Source organism: Pseudomonas sp. NBRC 111131, assembly GCF_001320525.1.
GTDB lineage: Bacteria > Pseudomonadota > Gammaproteobacteria > Pseudomonadales > Pseudomonadaceae > Aquipseudomonas > Aquipseudomonas ceruminis.
In genome coordinates this window covers 47617-71425 of record NZ_BCBH01000003.1, presented here as the reverse complement: position 1 = coordinate 71425, position 23809 = coordinate 47617, and the positions used below count along the sequence as shown (strand labels likewise).

Annotated in this window: 22 protein-coding genes; 15 read left to right on the top strand and 7 right to left on the bottom strand. The window is 63.8% G+C overall.

Annotated elements, in window-relative coordinates; translation table 11 throughout:
• The first annotated feature begins 62 nt into the window (after positions 1-62).
• A complete protein-coding gene (locus APH34_RS04095; RefSeq protein ID WP_054899910.1) occupies positions 63-788 on the top strand; it encodes a dienelactone hydrolase family protein in 726 nt (241 codons plus the stop codon).
• A 30-nt stretch (positions 789-818) separates the two neighbouring features.
• Here the strand turns inward: APH34_RS04095 and APH34_RS04090 are convergent, their stop codons facing one another.
• Entirely contained in the window at positions 819-1682 is an 864-nt protein-coding gene (locus APH34_RS04090) for a pirin family protein (protein WP_054899909.1), read from the bottom strand.
• Between the two features lie 115 nt (positions 1683-1797).
• Here APH34_RS04090 and APH34_RS04085 point away from each other — a divergent pair, with 115 nt between their 5' ends.
• Positions 1798-2802 (top strand): amidohydrolase family protein, encoded by a 1005-nt coding sequence (locus APH34_RS04085; protein WP_054899908.1) that lies wholly within the window; start codon positions 1798-1800, stop codon positions 2800-2802.
• Between the two features lie 98 nt (positions 2803-2900).
• Here APH34_RS04085 and fabB read toward each other — a convergent pair whose 3' ends face one another.
• The 5 genes from fabB to APH34_RS04060 form a co-directional block, all read right to left on the bottom strand.
• Positions 2901-4121 (bottom strand): beta-ketoacyl-ACP synthase I, encoded by a 1221-nt coding sequence (gene fabB / locus APH34_RS04080; RefSeq protein ID WP_054899907.1) that lies wholly within the window; start codon positions 4119-4121, stop codon positions 2901-2903.
• A gap of 11 nt (positions 4122-4132) precedes the next feature.
• Positions 4133-4648, bottom strand: coding sequence for a 3-hydroxyacyl-[acyl-carrier-protein] dehydratase FabA (gene fabA, locus APH34_RS04075; RefSeq protein WP_054899906.1), 516 nt, complete (start codon positions 4646-4648; stop codon positions 4133-4135).
• A 221-nt stretch (positions 4649-4869) separates the two neighbouring features.
• Positions 4870-6801 carry an ATP-binding protein gene (locus APH34_RS04070; protein WP_054899905.1) on the bottom strand — a complete coding sequence of 644 codons (1932 nt, stop codon included), beginning with the start codon at positions 6799-6801 and terminating at the stop codon, positions 4870-4872.
• Complete coding sequence (locus APH34_RS04065; RefSeq protein WP_054899904.1) at positions 6798-7688, bottom strand: hypothetical protein; 891 nt, start codon at positions 7686-7688, stop codon at positions 6798-6800. The genes APH34_RS04070 and APH34_RS04065 overlap by 4 nt, the downstream gene beginning before the upstream one ends.
• Positions 7688-9835, bottom strand: coding sequence for a TonB-dependent siderophore receptor (locus APH34_RS04060; protein WP_177337011.1), 2148 nt, complete (start codon positions 9833-9835; stop codon positions 7688-7690). Before APH34_RS04060 ends, APH34_RS04065 begins: the two co-directional genes overlap by 1 nt.
• Positions 9836-9973: 138 nt before the next feature.
• Here APH34_RS04060 and APH34_RS04055 point away from each other — a divergent pair, with 138 nt between their 5' ends.
• The 13 genes from APH34_RS04055 to APH34_RS04000 all read left to right on the top strand — a co-directional run bounded on the left by APH34_RS04055 (position 9974) and on the right by APH34_RS04000 (position 23562).
• Positions 9974-10999 carry an NAD(P)H-dependent glycerol-3-phosphate dehydrogenase gene (locus APH34_RS04055; RefSeq protein WP_054899903.1) on the top strand — a complete coding sequence of 342 codons (1026 nt, stop codon included), beginning with the start codon at positions 9974-9976 and terminating at the stop codon, positions 10997-10999.
• A gap of 36 nt (positions 11000-11035) precedes the next feature.
• Positions 11036-11383 (top strand): DUF4389 domain-containing protein, encoded by a 348-nt coding sequence (locus APH34_RS04050; RefSeq protein WP_054899902.1) that lies wholly within the window; start codon positions 11036-11038, stop codon positions 11381-11383.
• Positions 11380-11838 carry a phosphohistidine phosphatase SixA gene (gene sixA, locus APH34_RS04045; protein WP_054899901.1) on the top strand — a complete coding sequence of 153 codons (459 nt, stop codon included), beginning with the start codon at positions 11380-11382 and terminating at the stop codon, positions 11836-11838. Before APH34_RS04050 ends, sixA begins: the two co-directional genes overlap by 4 nt.
• 120 nt (positions 11839-11958) lie before the next feature.
• Entirely contained in the window at positions 11959-12747 is a 789-nt protein-coding gene (locus APH34_RS04040) for an alpha/beta fold hydrolase (protein ID WP_054899900.1), read from the top strand.
• Complete coding sequence (locus tag APH34_RS04035; protein WP_054899899.1) at positions 12744-13598, top strand: alpha/beta hydrolase; 855 nt, start codon at positions 12744-12746, stop codon at positions 13596-13598. The genes APH34_RS04040 and APH34_RS04035 overlap by 4 nt, the downstream gene beginning before the upstream one ends.
• Positions 13599-13707: 109 nt before the next feature.
• Positions 13708-14502, top strand: coding sequence for a DUF4892 domain-containing protein (locus APH34_RS04030; RefSeq protein ID WP_054899898.1), 795 nt, complete (start codon positions 13708-13710; stop codon positions 14500-14502).
• Positions 14503-14514: 12 nt separating this feature from the next.
• Entirely contained in the window at positions 14515-15567 is a 1053-nt protein-coding gene (locus APH34_RS04025) for an AI-2E family transporter (protein ID WP_054899897.1), read from the top strand.
• Between the two features lie 185 nt (positions 15568-15752).
• Positions 15753-15842: a K(+)-transporting ATPase subunit F gene (gene kdpF, locus APH34_RS28535; RefSeq protein WP_082422724.1), complete on the top strand. Its 90-nt coding sequence runs from the start codon at positions 15753-15755 to the stop codon at positions 15840-15842.
• A gap of 9 nt (positions 15843-15851) precedes the next feature.
• Positions 15852-17546 carry a potassium-transporting ATPase subunit KdpA gene (gene kdpA / locus APH34_RS04020; RefSeq protein WP_054899896.1) on the top strand — a complete coding sequence of 565 codons (1695 nt, stop codon included), beginning with the start codon at positions 15852-15854 and terminating at the stop codon, positions 17544-17546.
• 10 nt (positions 17547-17556) lie between these two features.
• Complete coding sequence (gene kdpB, locus APH34_RS04015) at positions 17557-19611, top strand: potassium-transporting ATPase subunit KdpB (RefSeq protein WP_054899895.1); 2055 nt, start codon at positions 17557-17559, stop codon at positions 19609-19611.
• 10 nt (positions 19612-19621) lie between these two features.
• The gene (gene kdpC / locus APH34_RS04010) at positions 19622-20173 is read left to right on the top strand and encodes a potassium-transporting ATPase subunit KdpC (protein ID WP_054899894.1); all 552 of its coding nucleotides are present in this window, start codon (positions 19622-19624) and stop codon (positions 20171-20173) included.
• A 42-nt stretch (positions 20174-20215) separates the two neighbouring features.
• Positions 20216-22870: a sensor histidine kinase KdpD gene (locus tag APH34_RS04005; protein ID WP_054899893.1), complete on the top strand. Its 2655-nt coding sequence runs from the start codon at positions 20216-20218 to the stop codon at positions 22868-22870.
• Positions 22867-23562 (top strand): response regulator, encoded by a 696-nt coding sequence (locus APH34_RS04000; protein WP_054899892.1) that lies wholly within the window; start codon positions 22867-22869, stop codon positions 23560-23562. Before APH34_RS04005 ends, APH34_RS04000 begins: the two co-directional genes overlap by 4 nt.
• Here the strand turns inward: APH34_RS04000 and APH34_RS30255 are convergent.
• Positions 23542-23793, bottom strand: coding sequence for a DUF6708 domain-containing protein (locus tag APH34_RS30255; RefSeq protein ID WP_312352033.1), 252 nt, complete (start codon positions 23791-23793; stop codon positions 23542-23544). The two genes, APH34_RS04000 and APH34_RS30255, sit on opposite strands and share 21 nt — an antisense overlap.
• Positions 23794-23809: the final 16 nt, after the last annotated feature.

Sequence of the window (23809 nt, the reverse complement as noted above, 5' to 3'; positions counted from 1 at the left end):
GATGCACAGGAAAGCCCGCTTCGGCGGGCTTTTTTCATGGTGAGTACCCAAGGAGTTGCTTGATGAGCAAGGTAATCGTCGAATCGCTGGTCTATCACCTGTCCGGCAAAACCTATGAAAGCCGTCTGGTGTATGAGCCAGGTTCGCTGGGGCGTCCAGGTCTGGTGATGGCGCCGAACTGGATGGGCATTGGCGAAGGTGCCGAACGCATCGCCAAGGAGGTGGCCGAGAAAGGCTACGTGGTGCTGATTGCCGATCTGTATGGGCAATCGGTGCGTCCGTCCAATGCCGATGAGGCAGGTGCGGCGATGATGCCGTTGAAGAACGACCGTGGTGAACTGCGCAAGCGCATGAAGGAAGCGCTCTCGCAACTGTTGGCGCAGTCCAAGGCACTGCTGGAGCCTGGCAAAGTGGCCACCTTCGGTTTTTGCTTTGGTGGTTGCTGCGCTCTGGAGCTGGCCCGTACTGGCGCCGATCTGAAGGCCGCCATTTCGTTCCACGGCACGCTTGATACCCCGGACCCGCAGGATGCCAAGCATATCAAGGGTTCGGTGCTGGTGCTGCACGGGGCGTCGGACCCGTTGGTGCCGAAGGAACAACTGCCAGCGTTCGAGGACGAGATGAATGCGGCCAAGGTGGATTGGCAGCTGCTGAGCTATGGCGGTGCGGTGCATTCGTTCACCGACCCGGCGGCCAATGTGCCGGGCATGATGCAGTATGACCGTCGGACCTCAGAGCGGGCGTTCCGCTCGATGCATAACCTGCTGACCGAAGTGTTCCAGCGCTGACCGTGCATTGGGGCCGCTGCGCGGCCCCAATCAGCGAGGCAGCTCGATCCTTGAGACTTCTCCCGGCACCACCGGCCAATCGCCGGCAGCCCACTTTACCCTGGCCTGCTCGATCAATTCCGGGTCGCTTGCGACAAAATTCCAGTTCATCCGCCGCGGCCCGTCCAGAGGCTCGCCGCCAATCAGCACCAGCTGGCATTCACCTTCGGCAAACAGCGTTACCTGTTCGCCTTCCGGCAGCACCACCAAGCTGCACGGCTCGATGTCCTCATCGTCCATGAGCAGCTCGCCATCGAGCAGATACAGCGCCCGCTGTGCCTGGTCAGCAGGCACCAGCAACGTGGTGGCCGGTTGCATCCGTACATGGGCGTAAAGGGTAGGGGAGAGCACCGGCACCGGCGATTCAAGGCAAAAACCATTGCCAGCAATCATGCAGATACGCACGCCGAGGTTGTCGCTCACCGGCAGGCTGGCCGCTGGGTGATGGCTATAGCTTGGTGCACCTTGCTCGAGTGCGCGGGGTGACGCCAGCCACACCTGCAGCCCGTGCAGGCGCGAACCGTGGGCCAGGGCATCGGCGGGCGTGCGTTCGACATGTGCCACACCGCTGCCGGCCGTCATCCAGCTGACGTCGCCTGGCAGCACGCGCTGCTCCGAGCCCAGGCTGTCCTTGTGCAGGATCGCCCCTTCGAACAAGTAAGTCAGGGTCGATAGCCCGATGTGCGGGTGCTGGCGAATATCCATGCCATGGCCCGGCGCATAGTCGGTTTCCAGCATATGGTCGAAGAATACGAATGGGCCAACACTGCGGCACTGTGCTGAAGGCAACGGGCGCAGGATTGGCTGGCCCTCGACCGACTCGGCGCGGGGGCGGATGACCAAGGGTCGGTTCATGGTGGACTCCAGGCGAGGCGTAATGCCCCCAGCATAGCGCTTTGCCCGGTATTGCTGAACCGTAGCGCCAGCCTGCCGGTCTACCTTGTTCGTATCTGCAAAAGGAAAACTGCCCATGATCGCCAGAGTGCTGGCCTGTGCGTTGTTGTCAGGATGCCTGTGCCAGGCAATACAGGCCCGTGACTATCGCTACAGTGATGCCCACCTGCACTACGTGGACTTCTTTCAGGAGAGCGAAGGCATGCCTGCGCTGATCAAGGCCATGGATGACGCCGGTGTCGAGCACTCGATGATTTCTGGTGTCTCCGTGGCCAAGAAGTGGCACGAGGACGAACCCAAGCGCCCTCGCTACTACGCCGGTGATGACGCAGATGCGTACTGGTATAGCGCCACTGACCTCTACGTGGCTGCAGCGTTGCAGAAGTTGCCCGAGGCGCAGCGTCAACGCTTCCACCCGTTCCTTGCGGGTTTCAATCCGGTGGACAAGAACGCCGTGAGCCATATCGAGCGCATGCTCGAGCTGTACCCGGGGCTGTGGCAGGGCATTGGTGAAGTGTTCACCCGCCATGATGACCTCACCGCCCTGACCAGTGGCGATACACCGCGTGCCAATAACGAGGCCATGACTCGCATCTACCACCTGGCGGCCGAACACGATATGCCAGTGCTGGTGCATTCCAACATCACCTCCAAGCGCGAGCGCAACCCGCTGTACCTGGCAGAAATCGAAGAGCCGCTGCGCAATCATCCGCATACCCGGTTTATCTGGGCGCATGCGGGCACGAGCCTGGAGATTCACCGGCATCAGACACAGATGGATTTTCTGTTGCCGGTGCTGACCCGAATGCTGGAGGACTACCCCAACTTGTACATCGATTTATCGTGGAGCGTGCTGGAGCCTTACCTGCTGGATGACAAGGGCGTGCCTCGCAAGGAGTGGGTCGCGTTGGTCGAGCGCTTCCCGGAGCGGTTCATGCTCGGCTCTGATGTGGTGGGTAGGTTTGGCAGCCTTGGTGAACAGATGCACGGCTTCAAACCGTTCCTGGATGCCTTGCCAGAGGCGGTGGCGAAGCAGGTGGCAAGGGATAATTTTCTGGCTGTATTGCCCAAGGCTGGTTAACCGTCTGCGCTTGCCCCGCGAAAATGGCCAGTGCAACCAAGCACAAATGAAAACGCCCCGAACCAGTCGGGGCGTTTTCATCGCAGCATCAAAAGGCCTTACTTGCCTTCCCAGCGCTTGAGTACCAGGGTGGCGTTGGTGCCACCAAAGCCAAAGCTGTTGCTCATGACCGTGTCGATCTTGGCGCTTTCTTCGGTTTTACGCAGGATCGGCAGGTCGGCGACCTCCGGGTCCAGCTCGTCGATGTTGGCAGAGCCGGCGATGAAGTTGTTTTCCATCATCAGCAGGCAGTAGATTGCCTCGTGCACACCTGCAGCGCCCAACGAGTGGCCAGACAGGCTCTTGGTCGAGCTGATCTTCGGTGCCTTGTCGCCGAACACTGCGCGCACACCCTTCATTTCGGCAACGTCACCGACCGGGGTCGAAGTGCCGTGGGTGTTCAGGTAGTCGATCGGGGTGTCGACGGTGGACAGCGCCTGCTGCATGCAGCGGATGGCGCCTTCGCCGCTTGGGGCAACCATGTCGTAGCCGTCGGACGTGGCGCCGTAGCCAACGATTTCGGCGTAGATCTTGGCGCCGCGGGCCAGCGCGTGCTCCAGCTCCTCGACCACCACCATGCCGCCACCGCCGGCGATGACAAAGCCATCACGGTCGGCGTCGTAGGCGCGGGAAGCCAGCTCCGGGGTTTCGTTGCGTTTGGTCGACAAGGCGCCCATGGCATCGAACAGGAACGACTGGCTCCAGTGTTCTTCTTCACCGCCACCGGCGAAGACGATGTCCTGCTTGCCCCACTGGATCTGCTCCAGCGCAGTGCCGATGCAGTGTGCAGAAGTGGCGCAGGCCGACGAGATCGAGTAGTTGATGCCCTTGATCTTGAACGGGGTGGCCAGGCACGCCGAAACGGTGCTGCCCATGGTGCGGGTGACGCGGTATGGGCCGACGCGCTTGACGCCTTTCTCGCGCAGGGTGTCCAGCGCTTCCATCTGGTTCAGGGTCGAAGCGCCGCCGGAGCCGGCTACCAGGCCGGTGCGCGGGTTCGAGACCTGTTCTTCGGTCAACCCAGCGTCCTTGATCGCGTCCTGCATTGCCAGGTAGGCATAGGCGGCGGCGTGACCAACGAAGCGGTAGACCTTACGGTCGATCAGTTCTTCGAGGTTGAGGTCGATGGAGCCGGAAACCTGGCTACGCAGCCCCTGTTCCTTGTACTCCGGGTTGTAACGGATACCCGGACGGCTGTTGCGCAGGTTTTCGGTGACGGTAGCTTTGTCATTGCCCAGGCACGATACGATGCCCAGACCAGTGATAACGACGCGGCGCATGCGAATAACCCTTAGAAATTGTCAGTGGAGGTGAACACGCCGACCCGCAGGCCTTCGGCAGTGTAGATCTCGCGGCCGTCAACGCTGACCGAGCCATCGGCGATGGCCATGTTCAGCTTGCCCTTCAGGACGCGCTTGATATGAATGTTGTAAGTGACCGTCTTGGCGGTAGGCAGCACCTGGCCAAAGAACTTCACTTCGCCCGAGCCCAGCGCGCGGCCACGGCCCGGCAGGCCCTGCCAGCCGAGGAAGAAGCCCACCAGCTGCCACATGGCATCGAGGCCCAGGCAGCCAGGCATTACCGGGTCGCCTTCGAAGTGGCAGGCGAAGAACCACAGGTCCGGGGTGATATCCAGCTCGGCGACCAATTCACCTTTGCCGTACTTGCCGCCTTCTTCGCTGATATGGGTGATGCGATCGACCATCAGCATGTTCGGCGCGGGCAGTTGCGCATTACCTGGGCCGAACAGCTCACCGCGACTGCAGCGCAGCAGGTCTTCCCGAGTAAAGGCGTGTTGTTTGGTCATGCGAGCTCCTCAATAACCCCCTGTGGCAGGGGATGAATCTTCCCGGCCGGCCCGCAATCGATGACACACAGTTCGATGACTACGGGGCGGCAGCCTACAGGTAGACTATTGCGTTGTGGTGAAAGTCACAGCGCACCTGGCGAAAGAAGTACAGGTGTGCACTGAAACGTCTATTTTCAGGGCCGACGAAGGTCCTGTCCAGTCCTTAAGACTGCCGCACTTTAGCATTTATCGCCAGTCGCGGCTGTCCGGCCAGGTAACCAGCGTTGCAATACCCGCTGCAGGTCAGTGCGGCGGAACGGTTTGCTCAGATAATCGTCCATGCCGGCGGCCATGCAGCGCTCGCGGTCGCCCTGCAGGGCATTGGCGGTCAGCGCGATGATCGGCAACTGGCCACCGTTGGGCAGCCGGCGAATGCGCCGGGTGGCCTCGTAACCGTCGACCTGCGGCAGGCGGCAGTCCATCAGAATGGCGGCAAAGTGCTGCTGGCTGACCTGCTCCACTGCCTGGGCACCATCGTGAGCCACGCTGACCTCCAGGCCCAGGCTGCGCAGCATGGCCTCGATGACACTTTGGTTGACCGGGTTGTCCTCGACCAGCAGCACGCGTTGGCCCTCGGCCAGCGACCCTGGGGCTGCCAGTGTGCCGGGGGCTGGCACTGGCAGGGCGCTGGCCAGGGCCAATGGCATCTCCAGGGTAAAGGTCGAACCCAGCCCCTCGCGGCTTTCACCGCGCAATTTGCCGCCCATGCGTTCGGCCAGGGTACGGGCGATGGACAGGCCCAGGCCGGTACCCCCATAGCGCCGGGAAATCGAGCTGTCCGCTTGCTGGAAGGCGACGAACATCATCTCCAGGCGCTCGCTGTCGATGCCGATGCCGGTGTCGCGCACACTGCAGGTGAATTGCAGCGTCTGGCGATCGAGTAGCTGCCAGTGGGCCTCTACCTGCACCTGGCCCCGTTCGGTGAACTTCAAGGCGTTACCTACCAGGTTGAGCAGGATCTGGCGAATACGGGTAGGGTCGCCTACCACCTGCAGGTGCTCGCGGTCCACGGGCAACTGCAGGTGCAACTGAAGGCCGCGCTGTTGCGCGCTGTGCTGGAATGACTGCACGCAACTGGTGATTAGCTCGCCCAGATGGAAGTCGATGTGCTCCAACTGCAGTGTGGTGCGTTCGATCCGCGAGAAGTCGAGGATATCGTTGATCACCTTGAGCAGGTGCCCGGTGGATTCACTGGCCACGGCTGTATAGTCGGCCTGTTCACTGGTCAACTGGGTGGTTTCCAACAATTGCAGCATGCCCAGCACACCGTTCATGGGCGTGCGCAGTTCGTGACTCATCATTGCCAGGAATTCCGACTTGGCGCCGTTGGCCTGTTCGGCCTCCTCGCGCGCCTGGATCAACTGGGCAATGGCCTGCTTCTGTTCGGCGCTGGCCTGTTCCAGGGCGCGGGCCAGATTATTGATGTGACGCGCCAGGTGGCCCAGCTCGCTGTCGTCGACCACCGGCAGTGGGGTGTTGTAATCACCCTCCTGAATCGCCTTGACGGCGCGCCCCATGTCGCTGATCGGCTTGGCCAGGCTCACGGCCAGGCGGCGGGCGAGAAGGAAAGTGAACAGCAGGGCGAACAGGGCCAGGATGCCGGCCTTGATCACGATTTCCTGTTGGCGCTGGCTGAACGCGTCGTCCGACATACCGACGATTACCCGCCCCAGGTAGTCGTCGCCGATGGCGGTGGGCGGTGCCTTGCCCTGCTGCAGGAAGTCATTGTCCAGGCGGATTTGCTGCAGGCGGATCGGTGCCTGGAACACCTCCACGCGTTGGGCCCGGTTGGCACTTTCGTCAGCCTGCTCGACATACACCAGAATGTGGTTGCCGTTGTCCTGAACCTCGAGAAAACGTACATGGGGGATGCTCAGGGTCGCACGCATCAGGCCTTCGAGGACTTCGTTGTTACCGGAAATCACCCCGTATTCGGAGGCCGGCGCCAATTGGTTGGCAATCAGTTGGCCGGTATGGTTGAGCTCCTGGCGCAGGTCCTGGATGCGCACGAAGGTGAAGAAGCTGATCAGCAACAAGGTCAGCAGCAGCGCAGGGTCCAGGCTGATGATCTGGGTGCGGGTGTGGATGTCCCAGCTCAGGCGTTTGCTCATGGGGTGGGTTCTCCTTCGGCCAAGGCCTTGGCAGTGGCGTTCGGATCGATCGGCTCCAGGCCCAGGGCGCGCGCCACCTGCTGGTTGCCGCTGACACCAAAGCGCGACGGGTACAGGCTGCGGGGCCAGCGCGAGGGCGGATGATCAAGCAGTTGATCGAGCACTGCCAGCCAGTCCTCCTGATCGCTGTAGGTGCTGGCCAGGGCGCCGGCACGGACGAAGCCGGCATTGGGGCCGATCAGTGCCATTTGCCGGCCATAGCTGCTGAGCAACAGGTTTTTCGCCGTCTTGGAGTTGTACAGCGCCGGGTCGTCCAGGCCCAGAAGCAGGTCGCTGCTGCCCAGCAGGTGCTGCAGCGGCCTGCTGTCGCGTTGATCTGGCCAGTCCTGGGCGATGATTTCCAGCCCCAGCGGGCGGGCCGCCTGGCGCAGTTCGTCGATCAGGAAGTGGCTGTGTTCGCCGTACAGCACGCCGACGCGTTGGGCCTGCGGGAGCAGGTAGCGTGCCAGGCGCAACTGCCGGCCCAGCGGCGGATCACTCCACAGCAGCGTGAGGTAGGCGGGGCGTGACTTTCCCAGGCGTTGTTGGGCTTGCACCCGACTGATGCGCATGGCCAATGCCGGCGGACCGCTGGGTTCGCTCAGGCGCCAGTCAAGTGCTCCGCTGTCGAGCAGTATCAGGCGCAGGTCGCCTTTGAGCTGCCCGGGACGTGGCAGCTCGCTGACGGCCTTGAAACGCACCTGGTCATGGTTGCGACGGCTCTCCAGGGCGCTGACGAAGCTGCGGATGCCAGGCTGGTCCTCGCCACCGACCAGGAGGATTTCGCTGGCGGACAGCGAACCCAGTGGCCATAGGCAGAACAGCAGCAGGCGCAGCAGTCGGGACATCAGAACTCCAGCTCCGCGCTGACGCTCAGGCGGTGGCGGCTGTCATAACGGTTCTGGACCATCGTGGTCGGTTCGTCGTCCAGACGCTGTTGCCACAACGCCGCCAGCTCCAGGTTGCTGCCCTGGATACGGAAACGTTTGGCCAGGCGCAAGTCGAGGCGTTCAAAACGGTACTGGTTGAGCGCATCGTCGCCATAATAGAACAGCGCACTCGACCAGCCGTCGCCCCACTCGCGTATCCAGCCGGCCGAACCACTGTTACGGGCAGTGTTGGCGGCGTCGGCGGGGTTACTGGCCCAGGCGTCCACGTAGGCGTACGTCAGCCGCAACCGGTCGCGCCGGGTGACGCGCCAGTCCAACTGCGCCTCGCTACCGCTGAAGCGGGCCTTGTTGGCATTGCTGGCGATGTACTGGTTGTTCTTCAGGGGCTCGCTGATCATGCCGGTGATCTCGTCATAGAACAACTTGATGTCCATGCTCAGGTCGATGTCGCTGAAGTAGCCGTTGTAGCCAAGCTCGCGTGAGCGCATGCGCTCCTGGTCAAGGTCGCCTGGCCCGCGCGTCTTTACGAAGTATTCACCGTGTTGCTGGCCGAAGGCGGTGGGGGTCAGGTTCTTGACCGTGTAGCTCCAGTTGACGTTGTTCTCGAACATGTCCGGTGAGCGCACCGCTTCGGAATACACCGCGCGCAGGCCGTGGCGCGGCGTGATCAGGTAGTTGACCGCCACGCGCGGGGTCAGGGAACTGCCCGACAGTTGCGAGTCCTCGAACATCGCGCCGCCTTGTACGATCCAGTGTTCATCGGCGCGCCACTCCAGTTGGCCGAACAGGCGCCAGGTCTGGTCGTCGACGCTGCCATTGAAGTAGGTCTGCGAGTCGGCGCGGTCATAGCGGTAGTTCATGCCGCTGAGCAGGCGCAGGCTGTCGGTGAGGCTGAGCGTGTCCTGAATCTCAAGGTCGTAACGGGTTTCGCGGGTGCTCTGGTCGACATCGCCGCACACCACGTTACTGCCGCCCTGGTGGGTCCACTGGTCCTTGATCGCATCGACCAGGGCCTGTTCTTCCGGGTTGCTGCTGTTGGGCGGGTTGTTGGCCCCGCGCGCCACCAGCTCAGCGTAGTTCGGGTTGAGCTGCCACAGCCGGTTCAGCTGCGGGCTGAAGGCCAGTGCGGCATCGCAGGCACGCCACACCTGCTGGCGGTCGAAGTGCTGTGCCGACCCCTGCACATACAGGCTGTGCTCGGGGTTGAAATCGATGTTCCAGCGCACCGAGCCTGCGTAGTCCTTGGCGTTGACATCGGCGTTGTCACCGCTTTCGCTGACGTAGGGGAACACCGGCTGGTAGGTGTACGGGCGCTGGTTGCTGCCTTCCTTGGCCGCCAATTGCCATTCCAGGGTCTGGTTCGGTGCCAGGGTGTGGCTGACGCTGAGGTTGAAGCGGTTCAGGCGGCGGCTGTCGCGGTAGGCCTGGCCGAACTGGTTTTCATCGAAGCCATCGTCCTTCTGCCCCGACAGCGACAGGCGCAGGTCGCCGCCGTCCCAGCCTAAGCCATGGCTGAGGTAGTAGTCGTCGATGCCGTCCTGGCCACGGGTCAGCTTCATCCGGGTGCCATGGCTGTCAGCGGGGTTGCGGGTCAGGATGTTGACCACCGCCATCAGCGCGTTGGCGCCGTAACTGACGGTATTGGGGCCGCGGAAAACTTCGATGCGTTCGATGTCCTCCAGCGCCACCGGAATGTCGCTCCAGTCCACCGTGGCCAGGCCAGCCCGGTAGACCGAGCGGCCATCGATCAGCACCTGCATCCGCCGTGCTTCGTTGACGCTGGTGCCGTGGTAGTTGACGTTCGGCTGGTTGCCCGCGCTGTAGCCGATCATCATGCCGGGCACCAGGCGCAGCAGTTCGGGGATGTCGCGGGCACCGCTGGCACGGATCAGTTCGCTGTCGAGCACGGTCATGCTGCCCGGTACGGCAGCTGGGGATTGTTTCAGGCGTGTGGCGGTCAGAACCTGCGGCAGGTCTGAGTTGTCGATGAACAGGTCGTCGGCCATGGCCGGGCTACCGAGCAGCGCGGTCAATAGCAGCAGGCGAGGGTAGGGAGGCGTGCCAGAAAACACGATACGGCCTTGTATCACAGTTGAAACAGGCATGTTAACTGACCTTTGCGGTTTTGCCAGTGATCTGCGCCGAGGCTGCGGGCGCTTTCACGGGCCTGACACTGGCTCTGTTGCCTGCGCGCCGTATAATGGCTCGGTCGCCACTTAACTTATGGCTTTAACGGATTGAATATGACTGAACAGCAACCTGTTGCAGTTCTGGGAGGCGGCAGCTTCGGCACCGCCGTGGCGAACCTTCTGGCGCAGAACGGCGTGCCAGTGCGCCAATGGATGCGTGACCCCGAGCAGGCCGAAGCCATGCGGGTCAATCGCGAGAATCCGCGCTACCTCAAGGGGATTCGCCTGCACGACGGTGTCGAGCCGGTCAACGACCTGCTGGCGACCTTGCAGTACAGCGACCTGATCTTCGTCGCGCTACCCTCGAGTGCCTTGCGCAGCGTGCTGGCGCCCCATGCCGAGCTGCTGTGCGGCAAATGCCTGGTCAGCCTGACCAAGGGCATCGAAGCGCAGACCTTCAAACTGATGAGTCAGATCCTTGAAGAAATCGCGCCCCAGGCACGTATCGGGGTGCTCTCCGGGCCGAACCTTGCCCGCGAAATTGCCGAGCACGCGCTCACCGCCACCGTGGTGGCCAGCGAGGATGAAGACCTCTGCCAACGCGTGCAAAGCGTGCTGCACGGCAGCACCTTCCGCGTCTACGCCAGCAGCGACCGCTTCGGTGTCGAGCTGGGCGGTGCGCTGAAGAACGTCTACGCGATCATCGCCGGCATGGCCGTGGCATTGGGCATGGGCGAGAATACCAAAAGCATGCTGATCACCCGAGCGTTGGCCGAGATGACCCGTTTCGCCGTGAGCCAGGGTGCCAACCCAATGACCTTCCTGGGCCTGGCCGGCGTAGGCGACCTGATCGTCACCTGTTCCTCGCCCAAAAGCCGTAACTACCAGGTCGGCCACGCCCTGGGCCAGGGGCTGAGCCTGGAGCAGGCGGTCAATCGCCTGGGTGAAGTGGCCGAGGGGGTCAACACCCTCAAGGTGCTCAAGGCCAAGGCTGAAGAGGTGCAGGTGTACATGCCGCTGGTCGCTGGCTTGCACGCCATCCTGTTCGAAGGCCGCACGCTGGCCCAGGTGATCGAGCGCCTGATGCGCGCCGAGCCCAAGACCGACGTCGATTTCATTTCCACCAGCGGTTTCAATTGAGCCCTCAGCGGCGCTGAGCAGAGTAAGGAGCGAGACATGAACGATACCCCCGAGCGCGCCCAGCGTGAGTCGATCATCCTGCGCGTGGTGTGGATGCTGGTGTTTCTGGTGGTCTGGCAACTGGCCGAACTGCTGCTCGGCGGCCTGGTGCTGGTGCAGCTCATCTACCGGCTGATCTACGGCGCACCCAGCGCCAGCCTGATGAACTTCGGCGATAGCCTCAGCCAGTACCTTGCCCAGATCGGTCGCTTTGGCACTTTCCATACCGACAGCAAGCCGTGGCCGTTTGCCGACTGGCCCGCAGCGCGTGCACCGGAAGGCGAGGCGCCCCATGCCGTAGCCCCGGCCGCCCACCCGGTACGTGACGAGGAACCCAAGCTGTGAAGCTGTGGGTACTGCGCCACGGCGAAGCGGAGCCGCGGGCCAACACCGACGCCGAACGGCGCCTGACCGCCCATGGTCGCGAACAGGTGCTGCGCAGCGCCGCACGCCTGCTTGGCCAACCACTGCAGGCCATTATCGCCAGCCCCTATGTGCGCGCCCAGCAAACGGCGGCCCTGGTGCATGACACGTTGGACTTTGCCGAGGCGGTACAGACCGTGCCGTGGCTGACCCCCGACAGCAATGTGCAACAGGCCATCGGTGAAATCGAGCGCCTGGGCCTGGAGCATGTCCTGCTGGTCAGCCATCAGCCGTTGGTGGGCTCACTGGTCGGCATGCTGGAGCACGGCCATGCCCAGCAGCCGGCGCCGTTGAGCACTGCTAGCCTCGCCGAACTGGAAGGCGACTGGCCGCTGGCCGGGCTGATGACACTGCGCGCGCTCACCTCACCGGCCTGATGTGGCAGCTGCACAGGCGCTGGCTGACCTGATCGCCCTTGGCGATGACCTTTACAAACGTTGCCGAATGTAAGGCGGATACCGACAATAGGCCATCATCCTCGACCCGGACCAGGCGCCATGTCGCAGCAGATTTTCTTCGCCCATGCCAACGGCTTCCCGTCGGCCACCTATGGCAAGCTGTTCGCTGCCCTGGCGCCGGACTACCACGTGCAGCACCTGGCCCAGCATGCCCACGATCCGCGCTTCCCGGTGGATGACAACTGGCAGAACCTGGTCGATGAACTGTTGCACCACCTGGCGCAGCAAGGTGCGCCGATATGGGGTGTCGGTCATTCCCTGGGTGGGGTGTTGCACCTGCATGCCGCCTTGCGTTGCCCGGAGTACTACCGCGGCGTGGTGATGCTTGACTCGCCCGTGCTCACCCGGGCCGATCAATGGTTGCTGCGCACCGCCAAGCGTTTCGGCTTCATCGACCGCATCACCCCGGCAGGCCGCACCCTTGGACGGCGTGAAGCGTTCACTGACCGTGACAGTGCACGTGACTATTTCGCCAGCAAACGCCTGTTTCGACATTTTGACCCCGACTGCCTGGAGGCCTATCTGGAGCACGGCCTGCAGGACGCGGAGCACGGGGTGCGCCTGCGCTTCGATCCGGCGACCGAGATTGATATCTACCGCAACATTCCGCACGCCAGCCCAGCGCCCGCACGGCAGCTTCAGGTGCCGCTGGCGATGGTGCGCGGTGATCGCAGCAATGTGATTCGCCGCCACCACACGCTGGCCGTGCGCGGCATGCCCAAGGGCGAGTACCACTGTGTGCCCGGCGGGCACATGTTCCCTCTGGAGCGTCCCACCGACACCGCCAGCCTGATCAAAGGCCTGTTCGACCGCTGGAGCGTGGCATGAACGCCCAGGTCGAAGAAGTTCGCCTGAGCCTGGGCCACATCGAATTGGCAGCCCACCTGTTCGGGCCAGCCGATGGCGTGCCTGTGATCGCCCTGCATGGCTGGCTGGACAACGCCAACAGCTTTGCCCTATTGGCGCCACGCTTGAAGGGCCTGCGTATCGTCGCCCTGGACCTGGCCGGGCATGGCTATTCGCAACACCGACCGCCAGGGGCCGGTTACGCGCTGGCCGATTATGCCCACGACGTACTGCGGGTGGCCGAACAGCTGGGCTGGCAACGTTTTGCCCTGTTGGGGCATTCGCTGGGGGCGATCATTGCCGTGCAACTGGCCGCTGCCTTGCCCGAGCGGGTCAGCCACCTGGCGCTGATCGACGGCGTCATCCCGCCAACCGGCGCCGAGCAGGATGCCGGCGAACGCCTGGGCCTGGCACTGCAGGCCCAGCTACGCCTCGATGGCAAGCGCAAGTCGGTCTACAAGACCTTGGAAGAGGGCGTGCAGGCACGCATGAAGGGTATGGTCGCGGTCAGCCTCGAAGCCGCCGAGCTGCTTGCCCAGCGTGGGCTGATGCCGGTACCCGGCGGCTACAGCTGGCGCAGTGACAGCCGCCTGACCCTGCCATCGCCGGTGCGCTTGAGCCATGCCCAGGCCATGGCCTATGTAAGCAGGGTGCGCTGCCCGGCCTGCCTGGTCATTGCCGCAGATGGCATGCTGGCACGTCAACACGCGCTGCTGGACCAGCTACCCTTTGAGCAGACCACGCTGCCCGGCGGCCATCATCTGCACCTGAACGATGAGCAGGGCGCGACCCTTGTCGCAGACTGTATCAATCGCTTCTTTGGCTTTGCTTGACTTGCACCGGACAAGTGTCGAGGCTTGGCGGGTTGAACAGGGAGACAACCATGCAACTGCCAGACATCCTGGAGCTTCACCGCGGCGCCGATCGCCGCCAGGTTCGCCGATGAGCGCGCCCGTATCCTTCCGCACCGCCATCGCTGCCTGCCTGGTGCTGGCCAGCCCATTGCTGTGGGCCGGGAGCCTGCCGGTGCCCGTGGACGCCAAGGTGGTAGACCAGCGGCCGGCCGCCGAACAGGAACGTGTCTACCCGATGGGCCCGTTGCGCAAGATCAGTGGCCGCCTGCGGGTCGAGGACAAGGTCGAGAGCCGTGGCCAGGTCAGTTCGGTGACCTATGAGCTGCCGGTGGAGCGTACGGCCCGTGAAGCCTTCACCAGTGCCCGCGAAGCATTGCAGCGCGACGGCGGCTACCCATTGTTCTGGTGCCAGGGCCGTGATTGCGGCGAAGCCAGCATCTGGGCCAATGATGTATTCGCCAATGCCCGCCTCAATGGGGGTGACGAGCAACAGGCGTTCATCCTGCTGCGCCGCTCTGCCGAAGAAGCCGATACGCTGGTCGCGCTGTACAGCGTCACCCGTGGCAACCGCCGTGCGTACCTGCATGTGGAGGAGTTCGTGGCCGGTAGCCCATTGGGTGAACTGCTGCCCACCGCTGCCACGGTATTGCGTGAAATGCGCGACACCGGCAAGCTCGACTACCCTGATCTGAAGGCCCCGCAAGCGGCCTGGGTAGCGCTGCTGGGACGCAGCCTGAACCTGGACAGCACCTTGCGCGCCAGCCTCAGCGGCACCGAGGCCGAGGCCTGGCGCGAGCAATTGGTGAAAGCCGGCGTGCGCAGCAGCCGGCTCGAAGTAGGCGATGCACCCACCGAGGGCCTGCACCTGGAACTGATTCGTTGAACGAGCGACACCATGGTCAACAATGATCGCCTGCTGATCCAGATTATCCTGCTGACATTGCTCGGCGCTGCCCTCTGGGTGATGGCACCGTTCATTTCCGCATTGCTGTGGGGCGCCATCCTGGCTTTTGCCAGCTGGCCCTTGATGCGTCTGCTCACCCGCCTGCTGGGCGGGCGGGAAACGTTGGCTGCCAGCCTGTTGACCACGGCCTGGATCTTGATCGTGGCATTGCCACTGGTATGGCTTGGCTTCAACCTGGCGGACCACATCCGCGATGCCACAGCCTTCGTGCGTGATGTCCAGGTGGACGGCCTGCCCGATGCACCGGCGTGGCTGGCGGGCATCCCCTTCGTGGGTGAGCGCATGGTCAGTTGGTGGCAGTCCCTCGACCAGCAAGGTGCGGCACTGATCGCCTCGGTCAAGCCTTACCTGGGCCAGGTCGGTAACTGGCTGTTGGCGCGCAGCGCGCAGATAGGCAGCGGTGTGCTGGAATTGACCCTGAGCCTGATCTTTGTGTTCTTTTTCTACCGCGACGGGCCGCGCCTGGCTGCGTTCGTGCTGCGCTTGCTGAACCGGCTGGTGGGCGATCGCGCCAACTATTACCTCGAGCTGGTGGCCGGTACGGTGCAGCGGGTCGTCAACGGCGTGATCGGTACCGCTGCTGCACAGGCACTGCTGGCCCTGATCGGCTTCCTGATCGCCGGTGTTCCGGGGGCCATCGTGCTGGGCCTGGTGACCTTCATGCTCAGCCTGATCCCCATGGGGCCGCCATTGGCGTGGATCCCCGCGACGGCTTGGTTGGTATGGAAAGGCGACTACGGCATGGCGGTGTTCCTGGGCATCTGGGGCACCTTCGTCATCAGTGGCGTGGACAACGTGCTCAAGCCCTACCTGATCAGCCGGGGCGGCAACCTGCCGCTGGTGATCGTGCTGCTGGGGGTGTTTGGCGGGTTGATTGCCTTTGGTTTCATTGGCCTGTTCATCGGGCCCACCTTGCTCGCAGTAGGGTACAGCCTGCTGCTGGACTGGAGCCGCAACGCAGGGCAACAGCCACCGCAGCGCTAACGGTATTACGCCATTGCCCTGAGCGCGGTGGCGGACCTTGCGCAAGGGCCCGTTCAGGCGCCTCTGAAACCTGATCTTTACGCATTCTTTATACCTACCCCCGGCCGCCGATCTCGCGCCTTTACGCCCCTCCCGCGGACAATTTCCCCAAAGCGGCCCACGCCGCACCACGGGGAGCTCCACACATGAACATGCTCGACGGGCTGTCACTGCTATTGGCAGTGGCATTGGCGGTTTACCTGCTGGTGGCGCTGCTGCGCGCCGATCGCAGCTAGGGAGCGGCCATGCACAGTTACGACTATTGGTTACTGCTGGCATTTTTTGCCATCGTGCTGCTACCGGCGCCGTGGCTCGGGCGTTTCTACTACAACGTGATGGAAGGGCGGCGCACTTGGCTGACGCCACTGCTGGGGCCACTCGAGCAGGGCTGCTATCGACTGGCCGGGGTCCGTGCCGATCAGGAGCAGAACTGGAAGCAATACACCCTGGCCTTGCTGGCCTTCAACTTCGCCGGGTTCGTGCTGCTGTTTGCCGTTCTGTTGTTGCAGGGCTACCTGCCGCTCAACCCGCAGCACTTGCCAGGGCAGGAATGGTCGTTGGCCTTCAACACCGCCGTGAGCTTCGTCACCAACACTAACTGGCAGGCCTACAGCGGTGAGGCCTCGGTGAGCTACCTGAGCCAGATGCTGGGCCTGACCGTGCAGAACTTCGTCAGCGCCGCCACCGGCCTGGCTGTGCTGGTTGCGCTGTGCCGCGGCATTGCCCGGCGCTCGGCCACGACCCTGGGCAACTTCTGGGTCGACATGACGCGCGCCACCCTCTATGGCTTGTTGCCGCTGTGCCTGCTCCTGGCGTTGCTGCTGGTCTGGCAGGGCGTGCCGCAAACCTTCGCCGACTACGCCCACGCCGTCACCTTGCAAGGCGCTGACCAGACCATTCCATTAGGCCCGGCCGCTAGCCAGATCGCCATCAAGCAGTTGGGCACCAACGGTGGCGGGTTCTTCGGCGTGAATTCGGCGCACCCGTTCGAAAACCCTACGGCCTGGAGCAACCTGTTTGAAGTCGTGTCGATCATCCTGATCCCGGTGGCCCTGGTGTTCACCTTTGGCCATTACGTCAAGGACCTGCGCCAGAGCCGGGCTATCCTGGCCTGTATGCTTGGCCTGTTCCTGCTTGGCGGTGCCACTGCGTTGTGGTCTGAGTACCAGCCCAACCCCGCGTTGGAGAGCCCACAGGTTGTGCAAAGCGCACCTTTGGAAGGTAAGGAAAGCCGCTTCGGTACCACCGGTTCGGTGTTATGGACAGTGACCACCACCGCCGCGTCCAACGGCTCTGTCAACGCCATGCACGACAGCCTAAACCCGCTCACGGGCATGGTCGCCATGGTCAACATGATGGTAGGGGAGGTGATCTTCGGTGGGGTCGGTGCGGGGCTCTACGGCATGCTGCTGTTCGTGCTGATAGCGGTATTCCTGGCTGGCCTGATGATCGGCCGCACACCGGAATACCTGGGCAAGAAGCTGCAGGCGCGGGAGGTGCAACTGCTGGTGGCGACCTTGCTGGTCATGCCTGTGGGCGTGCTGGTGCTCGGTGCCATCGCTGCCAGCCTGCCGGGCCCTGCCGGAGCGGTCAGCAACCCGGGTGCGCATGGCTTCAGCCAACTGCTGTATGCCTATACCTCCGGCACCGCCAACAACGGTTCGGCGTTCGCCGGCTTCGGCGCCAACACGGTATTCCACAACCTGATGATCGGCCTGGCCATGTTCATCGGCCGTTTTGGCTACATCCTGCCCATCCTGGCGCTGGCGGGCAGCCTGGCCGCGAAGAAGAGCGCGCCCCAGGGGCTCAATAGTTTCCCCACGCACGGTCCGCTGTTCACCGGCCTGTTGTTGGTGACCATTCTTCTGGTCGGCGGCCTGACCTTCCTGCCAACGCTGGCCCTGGGGCCAATTGCCGAACACCTGAGCCTGGGTTTCTGAGGAACTGACCATGAACATGCCCATTCCTGAAGTGAACGCTCAATCCAGCGCCAAGGACCAGACGCGCTTCGCCGCCCTGTGGCGTCCGGCGCTGGTACAAGCGTTCGTCAAGCTCGACCCCCGTCAGCTAAAGCGCTCGCCAGTGATGCTGGTGGTCGCCCTTACCGCAGTGTTGACGACCGTGCTGTGCCTGGCGCCCGGCAGTGGCGTGAGTACCGGGGTTGCTGTGCAAATTGCGTTATGGCTGTGGTTCACCGTGCTGTTCGCCAACTTCGCCGAAGCACTGGCCGAAGGCCGTGGCAAGGCCCGTGCCGACAGCCTCAAGGCCGGCAGCCAAGGCCTGACGGCGCAACGCCGCAAGCACGACGGCGGGTTTGAAACCGTCGCCGCCGGCCAGCTGCGCAAGGACGATGTGGTGCGGGTGGTGGCGGGTGAGATGATCCCCGGCGATGGCGAAGTGCTTGAAGGCATAGCGGCGGTCAACGAAGCGGCTATCACCGGTGAATCCGCACCTGTGATCCGCGAGTCCGGCGGCGACCGCTCGGCCGTGACCGGCAATACCCGGTTGGTCTCCGACTGGCTGCTGATCCGCATCACCAGCAACCCGGGGGAGTCCACCCTGGACCGCATGATCGCCCTGGTCGAAGGTGCCAAGCGGCAGAAGACCCCCAACGAGATTGCGCTGGACATCCTGCTGATCGGCCTGACGTTGATCTTCCTGGTCGTGGTGGTGACGCTGCAGCCGTTCGCCCATTTCGTTGGTGGCAGCCTGCCGCTGATCTTTCTCGCGGCGCTGCTGGTGACGCTTATCCCGACCACCATTGGTGGGCTGTTGTCGGCCATTGGTATCGCCGGCATGGACCGCCTGGTACGCCTGAACGTGATCGCCCGCTCGGGCCGTGCCGTGGAGGCAGCCGGTGATGTGCACACGCTGATGCTCGACAAGACCGGCACCATTACCTTTGGCAACCGCCGTTGCAGTGCCCTGCACGCGGCCACCGGGGTCACCCCCAAGGAGCTGGGCGAAGGCGCCTTGCTCGCCTCGTTGGCCGATGACACTGCCGAGGGCAAGTCCATCGTCGAGTACCTGCGCCAGTTGCATGATTTCGTCGAGCCGCAGCCCGGGCAGTTCGAAGCCATTGCCTTCAGTGCCGAAACACGCTTGTCGGGCATCGACTTCCAGCAGCATCGCTACCGCAAGGGTGCGGTCGATGCGGTACTGGCCTTTGTCGGCATGCAACGCCTGGAGATGCCGGCGGCGCTGGCCCGCGAAGTCGAACGCATTGCCCAGAGTGGCGGCACGCCGCTGCTGGTCTGCGTGGACAAGCGGCTGCTGGGCGTGATTCACCTAAAGGATGTGGTCAAGCCGGGCATTCGTGAACGCTTTGCCGAACTGCGCAAGCTGGGTATCCGCACTGTGATGGTGACCGGCGACAACCCGCTTACCGCCGCGGCCATCGCGGCCGAAGCCGGGGTCGATGACGTACTGGCCGAAGCCACCCCGCAGAAGAAGCTGGCGCGTATCCGCCAGGAGCAGAACGACGGCCGCCTGGTGGCCATGTGCGGTGACGGCGCCAACGACGCGCCGGCCCTGGCCCAGGCGGACGTGGGCATGGCCATGAACGACGGCACCCAGGCCGCCCGTGAGGCCGCCAATATGGTTGACCTGGACAGCGACCCGACCAAGTTGCTGGACGTGGTGCAGGTTGGCAAGGAACTGCTGGTGACCCGTGGAGCGCTGACCACCTTCTCCATCGCCAACGACGTGGCCAAGTACTTCGCCATCTTGCCGGCACTGTTCGCTGCGATCTACCCGCAACTGGGCGTGCTCAACCTGATGCACCTGGCCAGCCCGCAGAGCGCGATCCTTTCGGCCATCGTGTTCAACGCGCTGATCATCATCGTGCTGATCCCCCTGGCCTTGCGAGGCGTACGCGTGCAGGCGGCCAGCGCTGCCCACCTGCTACGGCGCAACCTACTGATCTATGGCTTGGGCGGCATCATTGTGCCGTTCGCCGGGATCAAGCTGATCGACTTGCTGCTCAACGCACTGCACCTGGTCTGAGGAGGCCATCATGAACCCTTATGTACGCCCGGCGCTGAGCCTGATCCTGCTGATGACCGTGGTCACCGGCGCGCTGTACCCGCTGGCGGTGACCGGTATTGCCCAGGTGGCTTTCCCGGAACAGGCCAATGGCAGCCTGGTGCGCGATGCGCAGGGCCAGGTGCGCGGTTCGGCGCTGATTGCCCAGGACTTTCAGGGCGATGGCTGGTTCCATTCGCGGCCTTCAGCGGGGGCCTATGCCACGGTGGCCAGTGGTGCCAGTAACCTGGCACCGAGCAACCCGGCGTTGGCCGAACGGGTGGCCGCTGATGCCGCCACGTGGTATCGGGCGGAGCAAGGGCCGGTGCCGCAGGCATTGCTGACCACGTCCGGCAGTGGACTGGACCCGCATTTGCCGCCCCAGGCGGTGGCTTATCAGATCCCTCGGGTGGCGGCGGCGCGGCAGGTACCGGTGCAGAGGTTGCAAGCCTTGCAGGAAGAGGCCACCCTCCACCCATTGATCGGGCCGCCGGTGGTCAATGTGCTGGCGCTGAACCAGGCGTTGGAGAAGTTGACGCAGTGACAGTAGGGCTGCGAATCAGGCCCAACAATCAAAGGATCGAACATGAGTAACGCAGCCCGCGCCGATGCGCTGTTGGCCAACCTCCCGCGCGAAGGCCGCGGTAGGCTCAAGGTCTTCCTCGGCGCTGCCCCTGGGGTTGGCAAGACCTACGCCATGCTCCAGGCCGCCCACGCCCAGCAGCGCCAAGGTGTGCAAGTGCTGGCGGGAGTAGTCGAAACCCACGGCCGCGCCGAAACCGAATCGCTGCTCGGCGGGCTGCTTCAGCAACCGCTGCTGCGCAGTGAATACCGCGGCGTCACCCTCGAGGAAATGGACCTCGACGGCCTACTCGACGCCGCCCCCACCCTGGCCCTGGTCGATGAGCTTGCCCACACCAACGCGCCTGGAAGTCGGCACGCCAAGCGTTGGCAGGACGTGCAGGAGCTGCTGGCCGCCGGCGTCGACGTATACACCACCGTCAACGTGCAGCACCTGGAAAGCCTCAACGACAAGGTCCGCGACATCACCGGCGTGCAGGTACGTGAAACCCTGCCGGACTGGGTGCTGCAAGAGGCCTTCGAGCTGGTGCTCATCGACCTGCCCCCGCGGGAACTGCTCGAACGCTTGCGCGAGGGCAAGGTGTACGTACCCGAGCAGGCCCGCGCCGCGATCGATGCCTACTTCTCCCAGACCAACCTCACGGCGTTGCGTGAACTGGCCATGCAGACTGCCGCCGCCCAGGTGGACGCCGACCTGGCCCATGGCTACCGTCAGCGTGGGCAGGAGGCACCGGCCCTGCGTGGGCGCTTGCTGGTGGGCGTCGATGGCGACGACCAGGCCGAACGGCTGGTGCGCCATGCCTGCCGAGTGGCCCAGCGGCGGCATCTGCCCTGGAGCCTGGTGCACGTGGATAATGGCCGACTGCGCGACGAAACCGCCCGCCAGCGTTTGCAGGCCGCTCAGCAGTTGGCCGAGCGTCTGGGGGGCGAAGTGGTGCTGCTGCGCGCAGGTGAAGTGGCGCGCACGCTGATCCAGCATGCCAGCGAGCGTCGGGCCAGCCTGGTGCTGGTCGGCCAGTCCCGTGACCGCTTGCGCCGGCGGTTCTTGGGCGCCGGCGTGGCAGCGCGGCTGTTGCGCGAAAGCCATGGCCTGGAAATCAACGTGCTCGACCGCGATTCCCAGGCACAGGCAACACGCGCTGCCGTCACCCGCGTATGGGTGTGGCGGCACTATCTGTTGGCACTGCTGGCCACTGGCTTGGCGGCGGGCTTGGCGTGGGCGGTATCCAGTGTGCTGGCGTTGCCCAATATCTCGCTGGTGTTTCTTGCCGCCGTGCTGCTGGTTGCCGTTCGCAGCAGCCTGGGGCCTGCCCTGGCGTGCGCGGCCATGTCGTTCCTGGCCTACGACTTCTTGTTCATTCCGCCGAATTTTTCGTTCAGTATCCAGCGCGAAGAGGATGTGCTGACCCTGGTGTTCTTCCTGCTCATGGCGGCCCTGACCGGCAACCTTGCCGCACGCCAGCGCCGCCAGTTGCAAGCCTTGCGCGAGACCCAGGCACAGACCAGCCAACTGCTCGACCTTTCACGTCGCCTGACCGTGGCCACCGATCGCCAGGCTGTGTTCAACGCTGCCGGTCAGCACCTGAACGGTTTGCAGGACGTTCAGGTATGCCTGCTGGAGCGCGACAGCGAAGGCTCACTGCACCAGGCCAGTGGCGAAGCCCCTGCGCTGAGCGACAACGAACGCGCCGCGGCCGAGTGGGCCTGGCAGCATGGCCAGGCCGCAGGCCATGGCAGTGACACGCTGCCCAATGGTCGCTGGTGGTGGTGGCCGCTGGCCGTCGATGATCACCCTCTGGCACTGCTTGGCGTGCGCCCACGTTCGGGCGATCCTCTGAGCGCACAACGCCGCCGCCTGCTGATGGCCCTGGGCCAACCATTGGCCCAGGCCCTGGCGCGGGCGCGCCTGGCCGAACAGCTCGAGGCTGCGCGCCTGCACGGCGAAACCGAGCAACTGCGCAGCGCTTTATTGGCTTCGGTGTCCCACGACCTGCGCACTCCCCTGACCGCGATGCGCGGCAGTATCGACAGCCTGCTGGCGCTGGGCGAGGCCATCCCTGCCGACGACGGCCGCGAGCTGCTGGAAGGCACCCGCAACGAAGCCGAGCGGCTTGACCGCTACATCCAAAACTTGCTGGACATGACTCGCCTCGGCCACGGCGGCCTTAAGCTGGCCCGCGATTGGGTCGCCCCCGCCGATATCGTCGGCAGCGCCCTCAACCGCCTGCGTGTAGTGCTGGCACCGCTGCGCGTGCAGACCGACGTGCCCGCCCAATTGCCGCTGCTGTTCGTGCATGCTGCACTGATCGAACAAGCGCTGATCAATGTGTTGGAGAACGCTGCACGTTTCTCGCCTGCCCAAGGCCGCCTGGAATTGCAGGTGTCGGTCAATGACCAACAACTGCGTTTTGCAGTCAGTGACCAGGGCCCCGGCATCCCCGTGGCGGAGCGCGAGAAGATTTTCGACATGTTCTACACTGCTGCCCGAGGCGACCGAGGCGGGCAGGGTACTGGCCTGGGTCTGGCGATCTGCCAGGGCATGATCGGTGCCCATGGCGGGCAGATCCTGGTAGGCGAAGGCATTGATGGCCAAGGCACGTGCATCACACTATGCTTGCCGCTGCCCCAACAACCTGAAGCCGAAAGCGAAACGCCATGAGCCAGCCCGCCACCCTCCTGGTGATCGATGACGAACCGCAGATTCGCAAGTTCTTGCGTATCAGCCTGACCTCCCAGGGCTACAAGGTGGTCGAGGCCGCTACCGGGGGCGAAGGGCTGGCCCAGGCTGCGTTGGCCAAACCCGACCTGGTGGTGCTGGACCTCGGCCTGCCGGATATGGACGGCCAGCAGGTGCTGCGTGAACTGCGCGAGTGGAGTACGGTGCCAGTGATGGTGCTGTCTGTACGTGCCAGTGAGCTGCAGAAGGTCGATGCGCTGGATGGCGGCGCCAATGATTATGTGACCAAGCCGTTCGGCATTCAGGAATTTCTCGCCCGCGTGCGCGCGCTGCTGCGCCAGGTGCCGCAATCCGGTGGGGGAGAGGTGGCCGCAAGCTTCGGGCCGTTGACCGTGGACTTTGCCTTTCGCAAAGTGACGCTCGACGGCGTGGAGGTAGCGCTGACGCGCAAGGAGTACGCGCTACTGGCCCAGTTGGCCGGGCACCCCGGGCGGGTCATTACCCAGCAGCAACTGCTCAAGGACATCTGGGGCCCGACCCACGTGGAGAATACTCACTACCTGCGCATTGTGGTGGGCCACCTGCGGCAAAAGCTTGGGGATGACCCTACCGCGCCGCGGTTCATCATCACCGAGGCTGGAGTGGGGTACCGATTAGTGGCACCTGTTATCTGAACGCCCCTCATACCCGCAAGCACCGTCGATTGCTGGAAGGTGGCCGGCAGGTGCTGTTCGCGATTCCAGGTCCATGTCAGCGGGGCAGGCTACTTTGGGTGCCAGTTGCAACGCAAACTCGCACCAGAGGATATCGTTGTGGTCTTTGGGCGGGGCAGGCGGGGGTAGGGCAGACGGGCCTTCTTGCATGTAGGTGCAAATGTAGGCCCAGGTATGTTCGTCGGCGTCCATTGTGCTGAGGTGGAAA

Coding starts and splice junctions, on each gene's coding strand:
- APH34_RS04065 (WP_054899904.1), bottom strand. CDS start 7,688: ATGTCCCGACTGCTGCGCCTGCTGCTGTTCTGCCTATGGCCACTGGGT.
- fabA (WP_054899906.1), bottom strand. CDS start 4,648: ATGACCAAACAACACGCCTTTACTCGGGAAGACCTGCTGCGCTGCAGT.
- APH34_RS04055 (WP_054899903.1), top strand. CDS start 9,974: ATGACTGAACAGCAACCTGTTGCAGTTCTGGGAGGCGGCAGCTTCGGC.
- APH34_RS04085 (WP_054899908.1), top strand. CDS start 1,798: ATGATCGCCAGAGTGCTGGCCTGTGCGTTGTTGTCAGGATGCCTGTGC.
- kdpC (WP_054899894.1), top strand. CDS start 19,622: ATGAACCCTTATGTACGCCCGGCGCTGAGCCTGATCCTGCTGATGACC.
- APH34_RS30255 (WP_312352033.1), bottom strand. CDS start 23,793: ATGGACGCCGACGAACATACCTGGGCCTACATTTGCACCTACATGCAA.
- APH34_RS04040 (WP_054899900.1), top strand. CDS start 11,959: ATGTCGCAGCAGATTTTCTTCGCCCATGCCAACGGCTTCCCGTCGGCC.
- fabB (WP_054899907.1), bottom strand. CDS start 4,121: ATGCGCCGCGTCGTTATCACTGGTCTGGGCATCGTATCGTGCCTGGGC.
- APH34_RS04025 (WP_054899897.1), top strand. CDS start 14,515: ATGGTCAACAATGATCGCCTGCTGATCCAGATTATCCTGCTGACATTG.
- kdpF (WP_082422724.1), top strand. CDS start 15,753: ATGAACATGCTCGACGGGCTGTCACTGCTATTGGCAGTGGCATTGGCG.
- APH34_RS04070 (WP_054899905.1), bottom strand. CDS start 6,801: ATGAGCAAACGCCTGAGCTGGGACATCCACACCCGCACCCAGATCATC.
- APH34_RS04035 (WP_054899899.1), top strand. CDS start 12,744: ATGAACGCCCAGGTCGAAGAAGTTCGCCTGAGCCTGGGCCACATCGAA.
- APH34_RS04005 (WP_054899893.1), top strand. CDS start 20,216: ATGAGTAACGCAGCCCGCGCCGATGCGCTGTTGGCCAACCTCCCGCGC.
- APH34_RS04050 (WP_054899902.1), top strand. CDS start 11,036: ATGAACGATACCCCCGAGCGCGCCCAGCGTGAGTCGATCATCCTGCGC.
- APH34_RS04000 (WP_054899892.1), top strand. CDS start 22,867: ATGAGCCAGCCCGCCACCCTCCTGGTGATCGATGACGAACCGCAGATT.
- APH34_RS04095 (WP_054899910.1), top strand. CDS start 63: ATGAGCAAGGTAATCGTCGAATCGCTGGTCTATCACCTGTCCGGCAAA.
- APH34_RS04060 (WP_177337011.1), bottom strand. CDS start 9,835: ATGCCTGTTTCAACTGTGATACAAGGCCGTATCGTGTTTTCTGGCACG.
- kdpB (WP_054899895.1), top strand. CDS start 17,557: ATGAACATGCCCATTCCTGAAGTGAACGCTCAATCCAGCGCCAAGGAC.
- APH34_RS04090 (WP_054899909.1), bottom strand. CDS start 1,682: ATGAACCGACCCTTGGTCATCCGCCCCCGCGCCGAGTCGGTCGAGGGC.
- kdpA (WP_054899896.1), top strand. CDS start 15,852: ATGCACAGTTACGACTATTGGTTACTGCTGGCATTTTTTGCCATCGTG.
- APH34_RS04030 (WP_054899898.1), top strand. CDS start 13,708: ATGAGCGCGCCCGTATCCTTCCGCACCGCCATCGCTGCCTGCCTGGTG.